Consider the following 19,354-nt stretch of genomic DNA (forward strand, 5'->3'; position numbering starts at 1 on the left):
ATGCACCTGCACGGGATGTTTATGGAGCTGGAGAACGGGCAGGGGGAGCGCGCCCCGCTGGTCGACACTGTGCTGGTGAAGCCGGCCGAGCGCGTGTCGCTGCTCATCGACGGCGATGAGCCGGGGCCGTGGTTCTTCCACTGCCACATCATCTGGCACATGAAGGCCGGGATGGCGCGGGTCGTCTACGTCGAGCCCCCGGAGGACCACGACGGGGACTTCCACTACCAGCCGCCCGCGTAGAAGGGCCCGGCTCCGAATCGCCGTTGTGCTTCCAAAGAAATCGTTCCGTTTGCTCATGACGAGTTTCAAGACCGCGCTCACGGCCCTGGCCATGGTCCTCCTTCTAGGGACCAGTGCGCTGCCAGGGGCCCGCGCCCAGACCACCGACAGCAAGATCTTCACGAGGGTCCTCTTCGACCAGTTGGAGTACGCCCCCGGCCCGGCTGAACGGCCGGTCTCGATGGAGGCGGTGGGCTACGTGGGCGGAGACATCAACCGCCTCTGGCTCCGCGCCGAAGGAGAGCAGTCGACCCTGAAGCGGGCCGGAGAGACCGAGGTGGAGGCGCTCTACGGGCGGCTGATCTCGCCGTTCTTCGACGTGGTGGGCGGGGCGCGTGTGGACCGGAGCTGGGAAGAGGGGGGCCAGACGCGCGGCCACCTGGCGGTGGGAGTCCAGGGCGTGGCGCCGTACCGGTTTGAGGTCGACCCCACGCTGTACGTCAGCGACGAAGGACACGTGTCCGCCAGCGTTTCGGCGGCCTACTCGTTTCTCTTTACGCAGCGGCTCGCCTTGGAGCCCGAGGTGGAGGTCAACGCTGCCCTGCAGGACGTGCCCGAGTGGGGCGTCGGCACGGGGATGAATGCCCTGAACGCGGGGCTGCGACTCCGCTACGAGTTCCACCGCAAGTTTGCCCCCTACATCGGGTACGACCAGAACTGGCGGTTTGGCGAGACGGCCGACTTTGCGGGCGGGGACGCCGCCGATGGGGCTTTCGTCTTCGGCGTGCGGATGTGGCGCTGACTGGGGGCGGTCTCGTCGGCATGCCCGGCGCCATGGTTGTCGCCGGGGCAGGAAAACTGGGCTCGGAAGCGCTCTTCACGACACGGATTCATCGTTCCGATCTCGTTCAATGTCGTCTTTCCCTCGCCAGAAGGCTGCCGTTCCCAATCAGTACGACGGGTGGGCCCGCATCTACGACCTCTTTTGGCGGCGCTACATGAACCAGACGCTCCCGGTGGCCCAGCAGACGGCCGCCGTGGAGCCAGGCGAACGAGTGCTTGATTTGGCCTGTGGCACCGGCGAGCTGCTCCACCGCATCGCCAGGGACACGCCCGCCGCCGAGTTGACGGGCGTAGATCTGGCCCCGGCCATGGTGGAGCGCGCCCGCAGCAAGCTTGCCGGGGAGGCGGACATACGAATTGAGCAGGCCGATGCCCACGGCCTCCCGTTCGACGACGACGCCTTCGACGCGATCGTCTGTGCCAACACGTTTCACTACTTTACCCATCCGGGGGCCGTGCTGGGGGAGGTGCACCGTGTGCTCCGCCCCACGGGCCGTTTCGTCGTGCTCGACTGGTGTCGGGATTACTGGACCTGCCGCATGATGGATGCCCTCCTCCAACGGGTGGACCCGGCCTATGAGACCTGCTACACCCTCGAAGAACTCAGGAGGAAGATGCGGTCCGCGAGTTTCGAGGTGCAGGATGCCTTCCGCTATCGGTTCGATCTTGTATGGGGGCTCATGGGAGCCGAGGCCCGACCGACCCCTTGCCCGTAGGATGTCATTTGCCTTGCCGAATGCCCCCTTCCCCGCGGCGGCGTGCACGGGTAAGTGGAACTGGGGTTATCCTTTTTCATGTTTTCAGATCTTTTTGTCTTCTTTTAAGATCTATCCCACGGTGTATGCGTAGGAGCTACTGGAATAAACCGGTTCATCCGGCCGTCTCATAGCTCCCTGATGCTCACATGTCCATTGTTCAGGACCTCGCGGCGTTCGTCGACGACGTTGCCTACGACCATCTTTCCGTCGACGCCACTCAACAGCTCAAAATCCGCGTGCTCGACGCGCTCGGGTGTGCCATTGGGGCCCTGGACGGCGAGCCGATCCGTGCGCTCCGCGAACATGTCGCCGATTTTGGCGGGGCCGAGCAGGCTAGCCTGATCGGCGGGGGACGGGCGGCGCCCGACCGCGCAGCCCTCTATAACAGCGCGCTTGTCCGGTACCTCGACTACAACGACAGCTACCTCGCCGAGGGGGAGACCGGCCACCCGAGTGACAACCTGGGCTCGGTGATGGCGGCGACGGAGTATGCCGGCGGTTCCGGCAAAGCCCTCCTCACGGCCCTCGCCGTCGCGTATCAGGTGCAGTGTCGCCTGAGTGACGAGGCGCCAGTGCGCGCCAAGGGGTTCGACCACACCGTGCAGGGCCAGTACGCCGCGTCTGCCGGGGCAGCGAAGGCACTCGGGCTGGACCCGGAGCAGACGGCGAATGCCATCGCCATCAGTGGCACGGCCCACAACGCCCTCCGCGTGACGCGGACCGGCGAAATTTCCCACTGGAAGGGCCTGGCGTATCCTGAGACCGGCTTCACGGCCACGCACTCGGCGTTTCTTGCGATGCGCGGCATTACCGGGCCGCCCGAGGTGTTTGAGGGCAACAAGGGATTCATGCACTCGATTGCGGGCGACTTCGAGCTCGGCTGGTCAGAAGAAGACCTGGAGCGGGTTACGGGCACCATCATCAAGAAGTACAACGCCGAGATCCACTCCCAGGCCACCCTGGAGGGGGCGCTGGAGCTGAAGCGCAAACACGACATCGACTCGTCGAACATCGAGAAAATTGAAATCGATACGTTCGACGTGGCCGTCGACATCATCGGGGGCGGGGAGGAGGGCGACAAGACCGTCGTTCGGCGGAAGGAGGAGGCCGACCACAGCCTGCACTACATGACCGCCGTCGCGCTTCTCGACGATCAGGTGCTGCCCGCCCAGTACGAGCAGGGTCGCATCGAGGCGGGCGACGTGCAGTCGCTTCTCCGGAAGGTGGAGGTGAGAGAGAATCCCGAATACAGCGCCCGATTCCCCGAACACATGGTCTGCGACGTGCGCATCCGTGCCGACGGGACGGTCTACGAGACGCACAAGGAGGACTACGAGGGCTTCCACACGAAGCCGATGACGTGGGACACCGTCTCGGAGAAGTTCACTCGCCTTGCAGAGCCCTACACCGACTCGAGCCTTCGCGGGGACCTCATTGGCGCGGTGCAGGACCTGGAGACGCTGCCGGCCGCCAATCTCTTCGACCTCCTGTCCCGTGTGGAGACCCCGGAGGAGTAATGCGTGAGAAGTGACACGTGAAGAATGGAAATTAAGGGCGTCGGATTCACGCCATCATGAATCACGCTTCACGAATCACGCTCCGAAGGAGTCAGCTGCTTCCATCGATCGTTTTTTTGTCATCCAATCATCGACCAACGACGTTCACATGCCGAATGACATCACCGGCGATCCCCGACGTGCCTTCCAATTTCTTGACCTCAACGACCGTGGCGAGAAGCCTCGCGAGACGGGTGTTACCGAGATTCGCGGCCCGTACTACAGCGTCATGGGGCCAAACTATCTTGACGACGTGCTGTCGACGATGGGACACTACGTCGATAATCTCAAATTTGCCGGCGGCTCCTTCAGCCTGATGCCGGAGGCGGAGGTGCAGGCCCTGCTCGACACGGCCCACGAACACGACGTGCGCGTCTCCACGGGCGGGTTCATGGAGTACGTGCTCACGCAGGGGGACGATGCGGTACACCAGTATGTGGATGAGTGTGCCCGCCTCGGTTTTGACATTATCGAGATCTCCGCGGGCTTTATCACGCTCCCCACGGACGACTGGGTGCGACTGATCGAGCTTGTTCAGGAGGCCGGCCTGAAAGCCAAGCCGGAGGTCGGCGTGCAGCACGGGGCCGGTGGAGGCGCCACCACGACCGAGGAATTGGAGCAAATCGGCCAGAAGGACCCGTCACAGGCCATCAACCGAGCCAAGCGCTTTTTGGAGGCGGGCGCCTACCAGATCATGATGGAGAGCGAGGGCATCACCGAGAATGTGCCCGAGATGCGAACGGAAATCCCGGCCCAATTCATCGACGAACTCGGGTTGGAAAACCTGATGTTTGAGGCGGCCGACCCGCACGTCTTTCCTTGGTATGTCCAAAATTACGGCCCGGAGGTAAACCTCTTCGTGGACCATAGCCAGATCGTGCAGCTCGAATGCCTGCGCAGCGGGATCTGGGGGCCGCACGATCTCTTCGGGCGCGTGCAAACGTTCAAGGACGAGGGCTCGAACGGATAGCCGCGTGCGCGCCGACGAGACGAGGGGAAAGGCACGGGGGGCGACAGGCTCAATCGGTCAAGTCCGACCAATCGATCTGGGAGTCCTGGATGGATGCAGGCCGCCGGGCGGTGATGTCCCCGTAGTACGCGGTGGCGGCCTCGCCGGTGTTGTCGGTGTCGGTCATGAGGGCGACGCCGTCGATGGGCGGCGGGGCCTCCCCGAACGCGCGACGGTAATCCACACGGATGTTGCGCCGTTCTCCAACCCACGTCCCGACCCTCGTCGAGCCGCTCTCCACGGGAATCATCTGGACCCAGTCCGTAAATGCATTTGCAAGAACCGTGTCTGAGGGAACGCGGCTGGCCCAGACATAGCTCAGGGCCCGGGTTGGGACCTGGTCGTACCCCAGGGCCTGGAGCGCCTCGTACTTGGCACGGTCGACCAGACCGAAATTGCTCGGGGCGTAGTCGAACGTGACGTAGAGACGAGCCGGGTAGTCGTCCCCATCTTTCGTCCGGGCGTCGCCCTCCTCAAGCACGTTGGTTACCTTCCATTGCCACGACAACATTGGGTACTGGCGTGGATTCAGGTCCATTTCGCGCCCCAACCCAGCCGCCCCGCCGTCACTGACCGCACGAACCACAGCGGTAGACTCGCCCTTGACGGATCGTTCAACGAGTTGGTATTGAGTTTCCGTCTCCACGTCGCCAAAGCGAATGATTTCCCAGCCGGACGGGTGCCCGTTGGAGTCTGCCTGAGCGGCCGAAAAGTGCCCGACATGTTTTTCCTGCGCGTAGTTCGTGAGGCCGATCAGCGCTGCGACTCCTACAAGGATGCCGAGCCACAGGACGCTCGATCGTGCGGAGAGGGTCATTGGGATCACGGGATTAGTGAAGGGGGGCTGGATTGAGCCCAGATGGGTCCCCGGGTGCGTTCGGAAAAGCCGGGTCATTCCAATCTAGTCGGCCCGGAGGCGCTTCCCCAAAAATGAGAAGTATTGGGCAAAACGGTCATATATTGACTTTTTTCGGTAGATCGATCTGTATTATTATTAAAATCAAAATGTCAATCTATACATAAGACGAGAAAAGAAAAGGGCAAAATGTTTTCTAAGATCAAGCGGTTTTCGTGGTCGAGTAAACTGCTTTTCGTGGTCTTTTAATCCCGAATAGGACCCCGTGACTGCGCCGAGCTTTCAACCTGTAGAAATCACGCACTCAAATTCGACTTCCAACCAGTTTTGCTTCACCATGACGAATGAACAAGACGTTTCACGACGCGATTTCCTACAGCGCCTAAGCATGGTCGGGTTCGCCGGCCTCGGCGTTGGGTCGTTGGTGTCGGCCTGTGGCGGCGGCAGCGGAGACGCAGACGGCTCTTCCTCCGGATCCGCGAGCGAGTCGTCCGCACAGTCCACCGGAGGCGGCTCGCAGACGGTGACGCTGCACCCGCAGGGCAACCAGATGAAGTACAAAGAGACGGAATTTACGGTGCCAGCAGACACCGAGATTGAGCTGGTGTTTGAAAACACCGCGTCGAGCCCGTCGATGCAGCACAACGTGCTCATTATGAACGAGCCGCCCGAGCAGGACATCTTCAAGGAGGTGGGGCAGGCCGGAGTGCAGGCGGGGGCCTCGAACGAGTACGTGCCCGACCACTCGGCGGTATTGGCCGCGACGGACATCTCGAAGCCGGGTGAGACGGTATCGGTGACGTTCACGTCTCCGTCGGAGCCGGGCGAGTACGGCTACGTCTGCACGTATCCGGGCCACTGGGCCACCATGCAGGGCACCATGATCGTGGAGTAGACTCCCTCGTTGGGGGCGGACGCGCGACTTGGGCGTCCTGAGGACACCTGTCCGTGCGGTGGGAGCGTGAAAAAGCGCTCCCTGCCGTGCGGCCCCTTCCCGACGCCCTTGCGCGGACGTGGCAGGGGAGAGGGCCCTAAGTGCACTTCAGCGAGATCCACCTGCAGCGTGGAGTCGGAGGGGCACGCCCCCATTCCGAGATTGTGAGAGACATCACGGGTCTCCGGCGCAAGCCGTTCGAGTGCGGAGTCGAGACGCTGGCGGGGAAGAGGGATGGCGACGTTATGCCCATCGGGATGGATGTGTCTACTGATCCTGTCTGCCGTCCCCACATCGATTCGTTGGGCATCCCATGCTAAGTCAGGTTTGGAGTAGCACGACACATGGGGTTGACGCCCTGCCGGTCGAGCTGGAAACAAACGTTGCGTCCGGCATGCGTGGACTTTCGGTCGTAGGGCTGCCCCGGGCGGCGGTGCGGGAGAGCTTCGATCGGGTCCGTGCCGCCCTCGAAAACAATGATATTCCTGTGGAGTGGGGGCGCATCACCATCAATCTGGCCCCGGCGGACGTGCCGAAGGAAAGCGCGGCTTTTGATTTGCCGATGGCGGTGGGCTGGGTCGCGGCCAGTGGCACCGCGGTCCGTGAAGATGTGCTGGATCGATACTGGCTGACGGGCGAGCTGGCTCTGGACGGGACTGTGCGGCCCGTCAACGGGGTCTTGCCCATGGCGATGAAGGCCCAAGAAGAAGGCTACGACGGGGTGCTTGTGCCCGTCGAGAACGCCGCCGAAGCCGCCGTGGTGGATGACCTCAAGGTCTATCCAGTCGAGACGATCACCGACGCCTTCGATGTCTTGCAAGCCCCGGACGGGGCGGCGGCCCCCGAGCCGTACACGAACGACCTGGACGCCATTTTTGACCAGGCCCGCCAGTACCGGCGCGACCTGAGTGATGTGCGGGGACAAGAAAACGTAAAACGAGCGCTCGAGGTCGCGGCGGCCGGAGGGCACAACGCACTCATGGTGGGCCCGCCCGGATCTGGCAAGACCATGCTCGCCCGCCGCATGCCCACCATTTTGCCGCCGCTCAGCACCGACGAAGCCCTCGAAACGACGAAGATTCACTCCGTCAGCGGTGACCTCGCGTCCGACCACGGCATCCTGGCCACGCGCCCCTTCCGCGCCCCGCACCACACCATCTCGGACGCCGGCCTCTGCGGCGGCGGCGCCCACCCGACGCCCGGCGAGATCTCCCTCGCCCACAACGGCGTCCTCTTCCTCGACGAACTGCCCGAATTTCAACGTCGGGTCCTGGAGGTGCTTCGCCAACCGATGGAAGAGGGGCGCATCACGATCAGCCGGGCCGAGACGACCGTCACGTACCCGGCCCGCTTCATGCTCATCGCCTCGATGAACCCGTGCCCCTGCGGGCATCTCAACGACCCGAACCAGGAGTGCGTCTGCACGCCCGCTCAGGTGCAACGATACCTGGGCAAGATTAGTGGACCCCTCATGGACCGGATTGACCTGCACGTAGAGGTGGCACCGGTCGACTTCGACGAGATGAGTGCCGAGCGATCCGGCGAATCGTCCGCTACCGTTCGGAAACGGGTGGTGCAGGCGCGAGCGCGGCAGTCGGAGCGGTTTGAGGCGGCGGAGGACGTCTACAGCAACGCCCAAATGGATGCCCAGCGGGTCCAAGAGCACTGTTCACTTAACGACGCGGGGCAAAACCTGCTCCGCACGGCGTCTGACCGGCTCGGCCTGAGTGCCCGCGGATACACGCGCATCTTGAAAGTGGCCCGCACCGTTGCGGACCTGGAGGCCAGCACCCCGATCCGGCCCGAGCATGTCTCGGAGGCTGTTCAGTACCGGTCGCTGGACCGCGACTGGTGGCACGGCTGAGGGGTTCGCGCGAGTATTTTTCTGAAAGACAGTGCAATCCAAGACCCTCTCTCTTTCCGACGTCGCGAGCCAAGGAAGCCCCCGGTGCCCGGGCGAGGTGGGGGCAAGAGATGCTTGCTCAAGGGTCCTATACCTCCTCATTCAAGCGCAAGCGCTCCCCGGGGGCCTGCAATTGGGAGGATTGCGATGCAGAAGTGAAAGGCGACTACGGCCCCGCCCGCTCCGTCGCCACCAGCACGCGCATGTTTAGGGCCTGGGCCGCCGAAGCGACCGTGGCAAACTGGCCGATCCGGGCCTCCTGGTCGGCCCGCATGATGAGGAACTGCTGGTCGGTGCGGACAGAGCGGAGCTCGCTAACCAGGCGCGCCTGCGGCACGGGGGAGCCGGCCACGTAGTAAGAGCCGTCCTTCGTCAGGGAGACGGTAATCGACTGCTCCGACACGGGCGAGGCGCTGTCCACCTGCGGTAGGTTTACCTGAATCCCCATCTGCGGGATAAAGCTGGAGGTGAGCAGAAAGAAAATCAGCAGCAGCAGGACGACGTCCGTCATGCCCGCGAGGCTAAAGGTCGTCATCGGCTCGCGGGACGGAGAAAAGTCGAGCGGCATGGCAGGCCAGGGGTTCGTCAGCGGAGAGGGACGCGGGGAAAGCGGACTCTACGACGGCAACTCTTCGGGGCGCTCTGGGGAGACTGGCTCCTGCAGAAGGTCGATGAAGTCTGTGGCGGAGCGCTCCATGTCGTTCGACAGGCGCCGGATGCGTCCCATCAGGTAGTTGTAGGAGAACAGCGCCAGGATCCCCACGAGAAGGCCCGCTGCGGTCGTGATGAGGGCCTCCCAGATGCCCCCCGCAAGCACTGACGGATTCACGTTGCCCTGCAGGTTCTGAATCTGCTGGAAGGCCCGGATCATGCCCACCACCGTTCCGAAGAAGCCGAGCATAGGAGCGATGCCGGCAATGCTGGCGAGCAGGTTGGTTCGCTTCTCGAGGTCGAAGGTTTCGTGTTTGCCGGCGGCCTGGACGGCATCCTGAATCTCGGAAATTGGGCGGCCCAGGCGCTCGAGGCCCTGTTTCAGAATTCGAGTAATGGGGACGTTCTTTTCCTCGCAGTACTGAATGGCGGCGTCGACGTTGCCGTTGCGCACGAACTCGCGCACCCGATCGGTGATCGCCTCGGGGTCAGAGGCCGCCTGCCGAATGGTGATGAGCCGCTCGACCAACAGATAAAAGGTGAGCAGGGAGAGCAGCACCAGTGGAACCATTACCCAGCCCCCGAGCACCAGAATGTCGAGCAGGGAGGAGGCCTGGCCCGAGGCGGTCTGGGTGGTGTCGAGGGCCGTGGTGTCTACCTGTTGGCGGAGGGCGGTGGCGGCGGTCAGCAGAGCAGAAGGCACGGAGGCGAAGTGGGGTCGATGGGGAAAGTCCTATTCGAGTTGGTGGGTCCAGGCGTCCGAGGGAAGGGCATCGGCTCGGTCGTCGAGGACGCGTTCGGCGTCTGTTTCGGAGGTGTACCGCCCGATTGTCACGCGGTACCAGGTCGTATTGTCTACCGTTCCGGGCACGACCGTGACCGAATCGAACCGGGACCCGTACGTGTCGGCGGCCTCCTGAGCGGCGCTGCGCGACGAACTGGAGGCGACCACAATGGTCCAGTCCCGGACGGCCGGCGTGGGCTCCGAATCGGTTGCGGAATCTTTCGTGGCGGACGGGGAGCTCTCGGGTTGTGACCCGGGCACAGAATCCGCCGGGGCACTCCCGGCGGTCGGATCCGGGGGCGTTTCGGCGGTCGTGGAGGGCGTTGCGTTTTCAGTGGGGCCCCACAGGCTTGTCTGGTTGACGACGAACCAGCCCGCCCCCAGCAGGAAGAGGCCTGCGAGGATGAGGCTGATGAGGGCAAAGGAGTCTACAGACCGCTCGTCGGCGTCGGGCCGGGTGGGGGGACGGTCCTGGTCATCGGAGGGGGGCTCCGGATCTCCCGACTCGTCGGGAGCGGCGTCCTCTTCCTCGGCAGACGATTTGCGAGTGAGGAACGGGGGCGTTTCCGAATCGGCCGGCTCTGCGTCTGAGTCGGCTTCCTCGGGGGCGGCAGAGGGCGACAAGGATTCGGCGGAGAGGCCTTCGTAGGGACGGTTGACGCGGCGTCGCAGCGTGGGGCTCGGCTGGAACGTGAGGCGTCCGTCCTCTTCTCGAAACGTGCCAAGCCCAGACAGCTGGACGCCGTCGGTCTCGGCACGCTCCCGAAGCTCCTCCACCATCGTATCCAGTAGCGAACGGGCCCGCTCCTCCGAAATGTCGAGCCGCTCCGCGAGGAGAGGGGGAATGGATGTGTTGGACATGAGGCTCTGCAAGTGGGGAAGGGATCACGCGTCCTGTTCCGGGGTGAACACCACCTCGTTCCGCGGCGGCAGGAGGCGACGGACGTCATCCTCGGTCTGCACCGCGCTCGGGCGATGTTCGACGGCGAATGTGCCGAGGCCCGGCACCTCCACGGCATTTCCGGTGGACAACTGATGCTCCAGAATGTCGGTGAATGCTTCGATTACGTCGTCGGCCGAAGGCGATTCCATAACGAACGTCGGAAAAATGGGGGAGTGGGGCCGTTTTCGGCACGGCCTAAAATGATGTTCACGGGATGCAACATAAAACCCGGGGATGTGATCTCATCGGACCTCCACGCGTTCGGAGAGACCTACCATCGGAGTCGCAGGCCTACGGAGAGGGCGGCCACGGGCTGTGGATAATTTGCCCATCGCGTCGGGGCGTCGATCGAGAGCTGTTCGGCGCGGGCCACGAGCTCAAGGTCCGACCCCACGGCGTATGCGCCTTCGAGGTCCATGGAGAAGTATGGGTCGAGACGGACGCTGCGATTGAGCCCGGCGTCCCGCGGCCCGTGAAACTGCCCGTATGCCTTCAAAAAGCCATCGCCCTCGGCGAACGAGAGCGTCAGGAGCGCATCTGCCGTGACGGAGGCGACGTTTGGGATGGAGGTGTCGAGGTCGGGGAGCGTGCCGTCCTGCACCGTGAGGCCGAGCGAGGCCTGCACCCCTTCGACGCCCTGCAGCGCCACTTCGCCACGGCCCTCCAAAAAGCGGGCGGCGTCGTACTGAACGCCGTGCAGCCCCTCGTACGCCCCCTGAGCGGACAGGGCAAAGTAGCGGTAGGTCGGTGCGTAGCGGTATCCGGCTGCGGCGACGAGGCGCACGAGTCCACGGGTTAGGGTGAGCCCCGCCTCCGCATTCGTCGTTTCGAGGGTGGGGCGGAGAGACGGGGCGTGTTGGGCGTACGGGTTCGTGGCGTAGAGGTGCTCCAAAGAGGTCTCGCCGAGGCGCGGGCGGTTGCGGAGGAAGAGACGGGCCCCCTCGGCGACGCGCCACTCGGCGTTCACCGCAGGCGCAACGAAGGTCGCCTCTGCGGACCCTGCGCTCGGCTGCGTCGGCTGGGCAGGCGTGTCGAAGGCGAGGAGGGTGGCCCCGGCCTCAAGCGACACCGGGTCGCTCGGGGAATACGAGACGGTGCCGGTGGCGTCGACGTCGAAGGCCGTGTTGGTCTGTGCGTCGTTGGACAACCAGGAGCGCTGATACTGCACGCTCAGGTGAGGACGATAGGGCACTGGCACCGTCGCCTCTCCGCCGAGGCCCAGCTGTTGCTGGTCGTAGGTCAATTCCCCCGTCCCGGGAGCGAGGAGGGAGGTGTACTGGGTCTGATCGTAACGGACCTCCGCCCGGGCCGGGGCCGCAGAGTCCGTGTGTCGGAGTTGAACCGCCCCGCCGGCCGAATAGCTTTCTCGATCGGGGACCTGGGTGGCGGTTGGACCGACGGGCGAAGCGCCGAAAAGGGCATACCGCTGCACGTTTCCGTGCGCCATCGCGTTGAGTCGAACGGGGTCCTGCGTGTGCGTGAGGCGGACGTCGGCCTTCGCGACATCGTCGTTCGGGTCCGCTTCCGTTCCCGTGTATGCGCCGTGCACAGAGAGCTGGCTTTGAGACGACAGCGGCACCCCCACGCGTCCCTCGAAGAAGCGACGGAAGTAGCGTCCGCTGCCGCCTTCCAGGTAGCCTCGGGCCGGCTCGGCGGTCGGGTCCATTGAGGTTGAGGCCGTTTCGGGGACTGGCAGGCGTTCCGGAAGGCCCTCCAGAGGCTGATCGTAACTGCCAGTGTACGGGCGATGGTCCGGCGGCACAGTGGGGATCGAGGGCGGCGACGTGAAGCCGGTCAACGGCTGGCGCTCCAGGGAAGGGAGGGCGACCTGGCGCTCGCCCCGAATTTCAATCTCCCGGGGGGCAATTTCGGGGAGCTGGGTCGTGTCCGCCGGCTGCCCGTACGTGGGCGGAGCGGCCCCCAAGAGGACCATCCCGACGAGACAGAGGCCGGAGAGACGGAAAAGCATAGGGACAGGCCCGTGGTTGGAGGTTCGCATTGGGAAGAGCCAAGAAGAGCTGTGCGACAACGTGAAGAAGCGTGGAGGGCCCTCGTGTTACGACTCGAGCGCCCGTTTTTCCTCCTGGGCCGTCTGGGCAAACGGGGTCCCGCCGTAGGTCTGCTGCACCTCGTCGTACAGCTGAACGGCCTGGCCGGTCTCGCCCTGGTCGCGATAGGCCCGGGCCTGCTCAAGCAACGACCGCGCCTCCCACTCGGGATGGCCGGCGAAGAGGGACGGCATCCGTTCCAGTTCGCGGATGGCGGTCTGGGGGGCGCCCTGCCGTCGAAGCTGGCGGCCGAGACGGTACAGTGCCTCGGCCCCCGTTGCGCCGTCGGACGCGCGAATGACGCGTCGGTACAGCTCAAGGGCCTCGTCTGTACGGTTCTGGGCCTGCCGGACGCGGGCGAGTCCGAGTCGGGCGGCATTCCGGAGGGGCCCCTGCGGCCCGGCTTCTAAAATCTTGGACAAGAGGGTGTCGGCCTCGTCGGTGCGGCCAAGCTGGAGCAGGGCGCGGCTCTGTCCGTACCGGGCCTGGGCGCGCAGTTCATCCCGGGTTTGGTCGTGCGTGGCGGCGGTGCGGTAGGCCGCCAGGGCCGGCTCGTAGGCCTCTTGGTCGAGGAGGATCTCTCCCAACCGAAGGCTGCCCTGGGGCACGTATTCGCTGTCGGGATACTGGTCGGTCAGTTGCCGGAGGTAATTTTGGGCCTCGTCGTACTGCTCGGTGTCGGCGTACAAGAGCCCGAGGTAGTAGTAGGCGTTGGGGACGAGCGTCTCGGCGGAGGCAGTGCGCACGAAGGTGCGGAAGAGGCGTAGGGCGCGCTTCGATTCTCCTCGCTGATAGGCCCCCCGGGCACGGTGATAGCGAAGCCGGTCTCCCATGTTGGCGTCCGGCACTTGGGCCGCAATCGAGTCGATGAGGTCATCGGCGCGGTCCTGTTGTCCCGCGGCGTTGAGGGCGAAGAAGAGGCTGGAGGCCGCTTCGCTGGCGGAGGGGCTTTCGGGATAGGTCTCCAAGACGGTCCGGTAGGCCTGCACGGCGTTCTCCATCTCCCCGGCGTTGTAGTGAGCGTCCCCGGTCCCGTACTGGGCCTCGGCAGCGCGAGGATGATCTGGGTGGTCGCTGAGCAATTGGCCAAACGCCTCGCGGGCGGCCTCGTAGCGCTGCGCCTGGAAGTGGATGTCCCCGATGCGGTACAGGGCCTCGGGCCGCCACGGACTCTCCGGGTAGCGGTCCACGAACTGCCGCAGGCGGTCCAGCGCATCGGACGATTGGCCTGCGTAGTACAAGGCCCGACTCCCCTGGTAGAGGGCGTACTCTGAGGCCTCGCTTCCGACCCGGTCATAGGCGGCAATGGCGTCGTCGTACCGTTTGAGGGCAAAGTAACAGTCGGCCAGTCGGAGGCGGGCATCTTGTCGGTAGGGGATGTCGGTGGCATCGTCCCCATCATACGTGGTCAGAAATTCCCGAAACGACTGGGCCGCGGGGGCGAAGCGACGTTCTTTGAAGTGCGTCCAGGCGAGGGCGTACAGGGCGCCCGCCCGCTGCGGGGTTTCCGGTTGGGAGTCGAGGTACCGCCGGAACAGGCGGCGCGCGTCTCCGAACTGCTCCCGCTGATAAAACGTGTCGCCCCCCCAAAACAGCGCCTCCCGGCCCCGGGCCGTTTCCGGGTGTGCGTCGGCCAGGGCCTGAAATTCGGCGCCTGCGTCGGCATAGCGCCCGTTTTGGTACAGGGACCATCCCTTCTGAAACCGAACGGCCACCTTTACCGAACTGGACGCGGCCCCCCGCTCGATCGCTTCGGTGTACGCGTCGAGCGCCCGGTCCAGGGCGTCGGTCGCCAGGTAGGCGTTGCCGAGCCAGTAGTACGCGTCCCCGATCGGGCCGTCCGACGATGCCTGCTGGGTCACCGACCGGAAGGCCGCCGCGGCCCGATCGTACTGGTCCCGCTGGTAGTGGAGAAGGCCGATTTCGTAGTGGGCCGCCGTCGCCAGTCGGCCCTCTTCGGTCCGGTCAAGATATGAGCGGTACAACTGGAGGGCCCGATCCCTGGCGCCCGAGAGGGCTCGGTTGGCCGCCTCATAATACGTGGCGTCGGGGGCGAGGGGGCCGTCCGTAGTCCGGACCGTCGCAAAGGCCTCGGCGGCGGCTTCGTGACGACCCGCGCCGTAGTGCTGCCAGGCCAGGCCGTAGCGGGCGGGGGTCGAGTAGGGGCTGTCTGGCAGCTCCTCTAAAATCAACCGGTACTGGGTTGCGGCATCGTCTCGGCGGCCGAGGGCGCTGTACGTTTCCCCAAGCAAGAACAGGGTGCGGGCCCGTTCGTCGCCGGTCAGGCCTGAGAGGCGTCGCTGAAGCTCCGTGGCGGCGTTTTCGTATTGGTCGAGACGGTAGTAGACCTCCCCGAGAATGGTGCCCACGTTCTCGGCGAAGGGGGAGTCCGGAAACCGCTCGCCGAGGCGTTCGAAGGAGGCCGTCGCCCGGTCGTACTCCTCCAGGCGCACCTGGGTGACGCCCCGGGCGTACAGCGCTGCGGGAGCCACGTCGGCGTCCGGGTAGCGCGTGTACACCTGTTTAAAATACGGCAGGGCAGCACGCAGGTCGCCCTCGTTCTGCTCCGTGCGGCCGAGGAGGTACAGTGCCCGGGCCCCTTCGTCCGGACGGTTCGGGGCCGTCGCGATGACCTGAAGCTGAGACTTGGCACGGTCCGGATTCCCCTGGTCCAGATAGTACTGTGCCAGGCTGAGGCGGGCGGTCTGGGCCCGCGGGTGCGCGGGATGGTCTTGCTGAAGCCGGGAAAGGAGGCGACGGGTCTCGGTGCCCTCTTCCCGGGCAAGGGCGGCGCGGGCCTCCAGGTAAAGGGCCTGAGGCGCGTTGACGTGTGTGGAATGGGCCTGTCGGAAGGCGGAGAGGGCCGACGCCGCGTCCGGGTAGAGCTGTTGTTCGTACAGTTGCACCGCCGATGTGAAGGCCCGCCCTGGGGCAGGGGCCTTCTGCTGCGCCTGAGCGGAGGAAAGTGCCGTTCCCGCAAGCACACAGAGAAAAAGAAATCGACGCCAATGGAGAATCATTTTTGGGGAAGTGCGAGTCAAATCTGAACAACGGCGCCATACTGAAAGGTCAATCGGTCACCCCCAGTCCGCGATGCTCCTACGACGCGAACAACGGGGCGGTTCGACCCACTACTCTCGTTTCTGAGGAAAGCTGACCCCGGGGCCTTCGTTCCCGTCCGGCACTGAAAAACGACTGGACCTAGTCCGAATCAACATTTTCTCTCCCAAAACCTTACGGTTTCATGCCCGATCCGTCTTCTGATCCCAGCCCTGGCACTCCACCGCCCCCTCCGGAGCCTCCCTTTGGAGAAGACGCCTCTTCGTCCTGGGCCGAGGAGGACGAGACGAGCATGCCGGACGGGGTACCGGCCTCTCTCGCAACGGACATGGCTCGCTCCTGGGTGCGGCGGCACCAGAAGGCCACACTGCTTGGGGCGTTTGCCACGGGGGTGTTTGTGGGAGCGATGCTTCGGGACTAGCGGCGGCGCCCGACGCTGCGGCCTAGGGCGTGGTGCAGGGCCGCTGCGCACGCCTCTGGGAAGGACCCTTTTCCAACCTAATTCTTCTCTACAGATTTTTCTTCGTACCCATGAGCCAAAACGATTCTGAAACCGCCCGTACCGGAGCCTCGGAAGAGGGGACAGATACGTCAACGGACGGGGCGGCCTCGCGCGATACAGATACAACGGTTCAAGAAATGAACGAGCTCCTCGGCGAGCTGCGGGCCGAGGTGACCCGCCTGAAGGCCCACCAGGCCAGGGAGCAGGCCAAGAGTTGGGTTCAGCGTCGCCCCTTTCTTGCGGTGGCTGTGGCTGTTGCGGCAGGGACGGCAGCGGGGTACGGCGCCGCCCGGATCACGCGGGCTCGCCCCCCGAGTTTGTCAGACCAGGCCCGCCGCCGTCTCCGGCGGCTGGCCGACGAGGCCCGGCGTGTGGCGACGGACGTGGGCAAGGACCTTTCGGACCGGGCGGTCCGCTCCAGTCAAGGCGTCCGTCAGCGGCTTGCTCAGGAGGCGCAGGAACGAGGGGAGGGCCTCCGTGAACAGGCTGAAGACCTGGCCCGTCGGGCGACCGAGCAGGCGCGTCGTGCGGGGACCGAAGCCGGAGAGACGGTGCGCCGAGCGACGGCGGAGGCCTCTGGTGAGGCACGCGAGCTCGGGGAACGTCTCGCGGAAGACGCGGAGGAGACCCTCGAGAAACAGGTCGAATCCGTCCAAGATACCCTCTCGGAAGAAGATGAGTCCTCCGCCCTCCGACAATCGATCTACACGATTGTGGGCCTCACGGCCGGCGGCTACCTCGCTGCACGGCTCCAGCGCTGGTGGTAGTGCGGGTCCGACATCCGTGAGCCTGCATGCGAGGTGCGAAGATACCCTTCACGAGTGATGCGAATCGTTCGTCCCTGATTGATGCCTGATTTCTTTGCGGAAGGCCGCCCCCACGACGGGCTTCGCTACGACGCGTACCAAGAGGCGTGGACTCGTCGGCTTGATGAGCCCCCCTCCGATGATGCAGATCCGGATGCGCGGCGCCTACACCACTATCTCAAGTACAATTGGGAGCGGCAGGCCCGCGTGCACGACTCATACTCTCCATCCGAGGCGCTTCGGTCGGCCGCCAAGGCCATTCAGGATGCTCAGCTCTGGATGGTGCTCACCGAGCCGTGGTGTGGCGATTCGGCGTTCGTGCTGCCCGTGATCGCAGAGGCAGCGAGTCTGTCCGATCAGGTCGCACTCCGGATTTTGCCCCGGGATGACAACCTGGACATTATGGACCAGTACCTCACGGACGGGAGTCGCAGTATTCCCAAGCTCGTCGCCTTCACGAAAGACGGCGAAGAACTCTTTACGTGGGGGCCGCGTCCCGACGGAGCGGCCCGTCGATTTTCGGAGCTACAGGCCAAACACGATGAGAAGATGGACCTCATCGAGGAATTCCTGGAGTACTACGAGGAAGGCGGCTGGACAGAGACCGACAGAGAGCTTGCGGAGCGGATTCAGGCCGTGACGGAACGGTCCGTGTCCGGGGCGACCGGGGAAGCAGATCTCACCCGTTGACGGTGGAGCTGCCCGTCGCCACCCCTGGCATCATGAGTTCTGAGGGGGCGTCCGGCACTTCTTTCTCGCACCTGCGCCCGGACAATGTCTCTCCCGATTCTCAAGACCCTTGGGGGCCTCGTGCTGCTTACGCTCGGGGCGGAACTGCTGGTGCGAGGAGGCACGGCACTGGCCCGCCGGGGAGGGTTGTCGCCCCTCGTCGTGGGGCTCACCGTCGTGTCGATTGGGACGAGCCTGCCGGAGCTGGTTGTGAGTGTGGATGCCGCCCTTCAGGGCAGGGAGGCGATTGGCATCGGCAATGTGGTCGGCTCCAACATTAGCAACATTGGGCTCATCCTCGGGCTCGCCGCCCTCGTCCGGCCCATGGACGTGGAGGCGAAGGTGGTACGGCTCGACGCTCCCATCCTCGTTGGGGCGTCCTTGTTGCTCGTGGCCCTGCTGCTCGACGGGGAATTGGGAGGCGGGGACGGGGCGCTCCTCACACTCGGCGCTGTCGGATACCTGGGCTTCACCGTTTGGGCCGCACGCCGCAGTCCAGCTCAGATCCACGATGCGGTGACCGATGAGTTGCCGTCCCAGATGTCACTGGTCCGGGCCGTGGGAATCTTCGTGCTTGGAATAGGAGGGCTTTTGCTCGGGGCCCATCTGTTGGTGGACGGCGCGGTGCGGTTGGCCCGGCTGTACGAGGTTTCTGAACTCGTGGTGGGCCTGAGTGTCGTGGCGGTGGGCACGAGCCTGCCCGAACTGGCCACCTCTGTAATGGCGACCTACCGGGGGCGAGGAAGCCTCGCCATCGGGAACGCCATCGGTTCGTGCATCCTCAACATCCTCGGAATCCTCGGCCCGATGGCCACGGCGATCCCCCTATCTACGGCCGCCCTTTCGACGGTAGACCTGGTGCTCATGGTGGGGCTCGCCGTTCTGGTGCTCCCCCTACTGCGGAGTGACTACACGCTGGGCCGGGGCGAAGGTGCAGGTCTGCTTATCCTGTACCTGGGATACATGGCATTCCTGTTCTTCGGCTAAGCCTGCGGGGGGGGCGGCTCTCGCGTGTACACCTCGAACACGGTGCGCTCATCGGGCAAGACGGCCACAGCGACGATCTGTTGCTCGGGGTCATAGGTCCGCACGAGTTCGTGTAGCTTCGAAAAGGCCCCATCCTGGGCCGCGGACGCATCGTTGAAGGTGAGGTACTTGAGGGGGGTGCGCCGCTCGCGGTCAGCGTCGGGCTGCACCGTGAAGACAATTGCCCCTCGCCCGCGCTGGTCGTACTGCCGCCAGGCGTGGCGGGCGGCGGTGTCCCAGTGTTCGTTGACGAGCCGGTTGAGCAAAGAGCTGGGGTCGGGAGCCGGCATACGGAAGAGAGAAAGGTGTGCAAAGATCGTCGAACGGGCCCCGAACGGGTTCGGGACATTTTACTGCCGTTATTGCAAAAATCCCGTTTGTAAATTCTGGCCCCGCCCCGAAGGCCCTATTTGGCTTCTGAGGGTGCTGCGGCTTCGGGTCCGTCGTAGTAGCCCGCAACGGTCTCGGCCTTCGCCGGGCCTACGACCTCGGCCAGGGCCTTCTCGTCAGCCTCCTTCACCTTGGCCACAGACCCGAATTCCCCGAGCAGCGTCTTGGCCGTCTTCGGGCCGATGCCGTGGATGTCGAGCAGCTCGGACTGCAGCGTCTTCTTCTTGCGGCGCTTGCGCTGGTAGGTGACGGCGAACCGGTGGGCCTCGTCCCGCACCTTCTGGAGCAACTGCAGGGCCGGGCTGTCCTTCGCCAGGAAGACCGGGTCGGAGTC

At 64.7% G+C, this 19,354-nt stretch carries 20 protein-coding genes; 11 read left to right on the top strand and 9 right to left on the bottom strand.

Annotation, left to right across the window (positions count from 1 at the left end; all coding sequences use genetic code 11):
* The 5 genes from V5A20_RS07770 to V5A20_RS07790 all read left to right on the top strand — a co-directional run.
* Positions 1-243, top strand: a 243-nt coding sequence (locus tag V5A20_RS07770; protein ID WP_332327057.1) for a multicopper oxidase domain-containing protein, incomplete at its 5' end; no start/stop codon positions are given.
* Positions 244-298: 55 nt separating this feature from the next.
* Positions 299-1,024, top strand: a complete 726-nt coding sequence (locus V5A20_RS07775) for a copper resistance protein B (protein ID WP_332327059.1) — start codon at positions 299-301, stop codon at positions 1,022-1,024.
* A 109-nt stretch (positions 1,025-1,133) separates the two neighbouring features.
* Positions 1,134-1,781 (top strand): class I SAM-dependent methyltransferase, encoded by a 648-nt coding sequence (locus V5A20_RS07780; protein ID WP_332315609.1) that lies wholly within the window; start codon positions 1,134-1,136, stop codon positions 1,779-1,781.
* A 188-nt stretch (positions 1,782-1,969) separates the two neighbouring features.
* Complete coding sequence (locus tag V5A20_RS07785) at positions 1,970-3,340, top strand: MmgE/PrpD family protein (RefSeq protein WP_332327060.1); 1,371 nt, start codon at positions 1,970-1,972, stop codon at positions 3,338-3,340.
* A gap of 148 nt (positions 3,341-3,488) precedes the next feature.
* Entirely contained in the window at positions 3,489-4,349 is an 861-nt protein-coding gene (locus V5A20_RS07790; RefSeq protein WP_332315607.1) for a phosphosulfolactate synthase, read from the top strand.
* A gap of 49 nt (positions 4,350-4,398) precedes the next feature.
* Here the strand turns inward: V5A20_RS07790 and V5A20_RS07795 are convergent, their stop codons facing one another.
* Positions 4,399-5,205 carry a DUF3047 domain-containing protein gene (locus tag V5A20_RS07795; protein ID WP_332315606.1) on the bottom strand — a complete coding sequence of 269 codons (807 nt, stop codon included), beginning with the start codon at positions 5,203-5,205 and terminating at the stop codon, positions 4,399-4,401.
* Between the two features lie 376 nt (positions 5,206-5,581).
* Between V5A20_RS07795 and V5A20_RS07800 the strand changes: the two genes are divergently transcribed.
* Both V5A20_RS07800 and V5A20_RS07805 read left to right on the top strand, forming a co-directional pair.
* Positions 5,582-6,139, top strand: coding sequence for a plastocyanin/azurin family copper-binding protein (locus V5A20_RS07800; RefSeq protein WP_332315605.1), 558 nt, complete (start codon positions 5,582-5,584; stop codon positions 6,137-6,139).
* Between the two features lie 352 nt (positions 6,140-6,491).
* Positions 6,492-8,042 carry a YifB family Mg chelatase-like AAA ATPase gene (locus V5A20_RS07805; RefSeq protein ID WP_332315604.1) on the top strand — a complete coding sequence of 517 codons (1,551 nt, stop codon included), beginning with the start codon at positions 6,492-6,494 and terminating at the stop codon, positions 8,040-8,042.
* A 205-nt stretch (positions 8,043-8,247) separates the two neighbouring features.
* Here the strand turns inward: V5A20_RS07805 and V5A20_RS07810 are convergent, their stop codons facing one another.
* The 6 genes from V5A20_RS07810 to V5A20_RS07835 all read right to left on the bottom strand — a co-directional run bounded on the left by V5A20_RS07810 (position 8,248) and on the right by V5A20_RS07835 (position 15,527).
* Positions 8,248-8,649, bottom strand: a complete 402-nt coding sequence (locus V5A20_RS07810) for an ExbD/TolR family protein (protein WP_332315603.1) — start codon at positions 8,647-8,649, stop codon at positions 8,248-8,250.
* Positions 8,650-8,697: 48 nt separating this feature from the next.
* On the bottom strand, positions 8,698-9,435 hold the full coding sequence (locus V5A20_RS07815; RefSeq protein ID WP_332315602.1) for a MotA/TolQ/ExbB proton channel family protein: 738 nt from the start codon (positions 9,433-9,435) through the stop codon (positions 8,698-8,700).
* A gap of 30 nt (positions 9,436-9,465) precedes the next feature.
* Entirely contained in the window at positions 9,466-10,377 is a 912-nt protein-coding gene (locus tag V5A20_RS07820) for an SPOR domain-containing protein (protein WP_332327061.1), read from the bottom strand.
* Positions 10,378-10,401: 24 nt separating this feature from the next.
* Positions 10,402-10,608 carry an HU family DNA-binding protein gene (locus V5A20_RS07825; RefSeq protein ID WP_332315600.1) on the bottom strand — a complete coding sequence of 69 codons (207 nt, stop codon included), beginning with the start codon at positions 10,606-10,608 and terminating at the stop codon, positions 10,402-10,404.
* A gap of 122 nt (positions 10,609-10,730) precedes the next feature.
* A complete protein-coding gene (locus V5A20_RS07830; protein WP_332327062.1) occupies positions 10,731-12,428 on the bottom strand; it encodes a hypothetical protein in 1,698 nt (565 codons plus the stop codon).
* A gap of 87 nt (positions 12,429-12,515) precedes the next feature.
* Positions 12,516-15,527, bottom strand: a complete 3,012-nt coding sequence (locus tag V5A20_RS07835) for a tetratricopeptide repeat protein (RefSeq protein WP_332327063.1) — start codon at positions 15,525-15,527, stop codon at positions 12,516-12,518.
* 224 nt (positions 15,528-15,751) lie between these two features.
* On the opposite strand from V5A20_RS07835, the gene V5A20_RS07840 reads away from it, so the two are divergent.
* The 4 genes from V5A20_RS07840 to V5A20_RS07855 all read left to right on the top strand — a co-directional run bounded on the left by V5A20_RS07840 (position 15,752) and on the right by V5A20_RS07855 (position 18,591).
* Positions 15,752-15,988, top strand: coding sequence for a hypothetical protein (locus V5A20_RS07840; protein WP_332315597.1), 237 nt, complete (start codon positions 15,752-15,754; stop codon positions 15,986-15,988).
* 110 nt (positions 15,989-16,098) lie between these two features.
* A complete protein-coding gene (locus V5A20_RS07845; protein WP_332327065.1) occupies positions 16,099-16,836 on the top strand; it encodes a hypothetical protein in 738 nt (245 codons plus the stop codon).
* A gap of 81 nt (positions 16,837-16,917) precedes the next feature.
* A complete protein-coding gene (locus V5A20_RS07850; protein WP_332315595.1) occupies positions 16,918-17,565 on the top strand; it encodes a thioredoxin family protein in 648 nt (215 codons plus the stop codon).
* Positions 17,566-17,649: 84 nt separating this feature from the next.
* The gene (locus tag V5A20_RS07855; protein ID WP_332315594.1) at positions 17,650-18,591 is read left to right on the top strand and encodes a calcium/sodium antiporter; all 942 of its coding nucleotides are present in this window, start codon (positions 17,650-17,652) and stop codon (positions 18,589-18,591) included.
* Here the strand turns inward: V5A20_RS07855 and V5A20_RS07860 are convergent.
* Both V5A20_RS07860 and V5A20_RS07865 read right to left on the bottom strand, forming a co-directional pair.
* Positions 18,588-18,920: a hypothetical protein gene (locus V5A20_RS07860; protein ID WP_332315593.1), complete on the bottom strand. Its 333-nt coding sequence runs from the start codon at positions 18,918-18,920 to the stop codon at positions 18,588-18,590. The two genes, V5A20_RS07855 and V5A20_RS07860, sit on opposite strands and share 4 nt — an antisense overlap.
* A 116-nt stretch (positions 18,921-19,036) precedes the next feature.
* Positions 19,037-19,354: helix-hairpin-helix domain-containing protein (locus V5A20_RS07865; RefSeq protein ID WP_332327066.1), on the bottom strand; the 318-nt coding region annotated here is incomplete at its 5' end.

It is taken from the genome of Salinibacter sp. (assembly GCF_036626415.1).
Lineage (GTDB): Bacteria > Bacteroidota > Rhodothermia > Rhodothermales > Salinibacteraceae > Salinibacter.

What these genes read in the sequence shown, in the direction of transcription:
- V5A20_RS07785 (WP_332327060.1), top strand. Translation starts at nt 1,970, where the DNA reads ATGTCCATTGTTCAGGACCTCGCGGCGTTCGTCGACGACGTTGCCTAC.
- V5A20_RS07830 (WP_332327062.1), bottom strand. Translation starts at nt 12,428, where the DNA reads ATGCTTTTCCGTCTCTCCGGCCTCTGTCTCGTCGGGATGGTCCTCTTG.
- V5A20_RS07775 (WP_332327059.1), top strand. Translation starts at nt 299, where the DNA reads ATGACGAGTTTCAAGACCGCGCTCACGGCCCTGGCCATGGTCCTCCTT.
- V5A20_RS07840 (WP_332315597.1), top strand. Translation starts at nt 15,752, where the DNA reads ATGCCCGATCCGTCTTCTGATCCCAGCCCTGGCACTCCACCGCCCCCT.
- V5A20_RS07780 (WP_332315609.1), top strand. Translation starts at nt 1,134, where the DNA reads ATGTCGTCTTTCCCTCGCCAGAAGGCTGCCGTTCCCAATCAGTACGAC.
- V5A20_RS07790 (WP_332315607.1), top strand. Translation starts at nt 3,489, where the DNA reads ATGCCGAATGACATCACCGGCGATCCCCGACGTGCCTTCCAATTTCTT.
- V5A20_RS07800 (WP_332315605.1), top strand. Translation starts at nt 5,582, where the DNA reads ATGACGAATGAACAAGACGTTTCACGACGCGATTTCCTACAGCGCCTA.
- V5A20_RS07810 (WP_332315603.1), bottom strand. Translation starts at nt 8,649, where the DNA reads ATGCCGCTCGACTTTTCTCCGTCCCGCGAGCCGATGACGACCTTTAGC.
- V5A20_RS07805 (WP_332315604.1), top strand. Translation starts at nt 6,492, where the DNA reads ATGCTAAGTCAGGTTTGGAGTAGCACGACACATGGGGTTGACGCCCTG.
- V5A20_RS07820 (WP_332327061.1), bottom strand. Translation starts at nt 10,377, where the DNA reads ATGTCCAACACATCCATTCCCCCTCTCCTCGCGGAGCGGCTCGACATT.
- V5A20_RS07835 (WP_332327063.1), bottom strand. Translation starts at nt 15,527, where the DNA reads ATGATTCTCCATTGGCGTCGATTTCTTTTTCTCTGTGTGCTTGCGGGA.
- V5A20_RS07855 (WP_332315594.1), top strand. Translation starts at nt 17,650, where the DNA reads ATGTCTCTCCCGATTCTCAAGACCCTTGGGGGCCTCGTGCTGCTTACG.
- V5A20_RS07860 (WP_332315593.1), bottom strand. Translation starts at nt 18,920, where the DNA reads ATGCCGGCTCCCGACCCCAGCTCTTTGCTCAACCGGCTCGTCAACGAA.
- V5A20_RS07850 (WP_332315595.1), top strand. Translation starts at nt 16,918, where the DNA reads ATGCCTGATTTCTTTGCGGAAGGCCGCCCCCACGACGGGCTTCGCTAC.
- V5A20_RS07825 (WP_332315600.1), bottom strand. Translation starts at nt 10,608, where the DNA reads ATGGAATCGCCTTCGGCCGACGACGTAATCGAAGCATTCACCGACATT.
- V5A20_RS07795 (WP_332315606.1), bottom strand. Translation starts at nt 5,205, where the DNA reads ATGACCCTCTCCGCACGATCGAGCGTCCTGTGGCTCGGCATCCTTGTA.
- V5A20_RS07845 (WP_332327065.1), top strand. Translation starts at nt 16,099, where the DNA reads ATGAGCCAAAACGATTCTGAAACCGCCCGTACCGGAGCCTCGGAAGAG.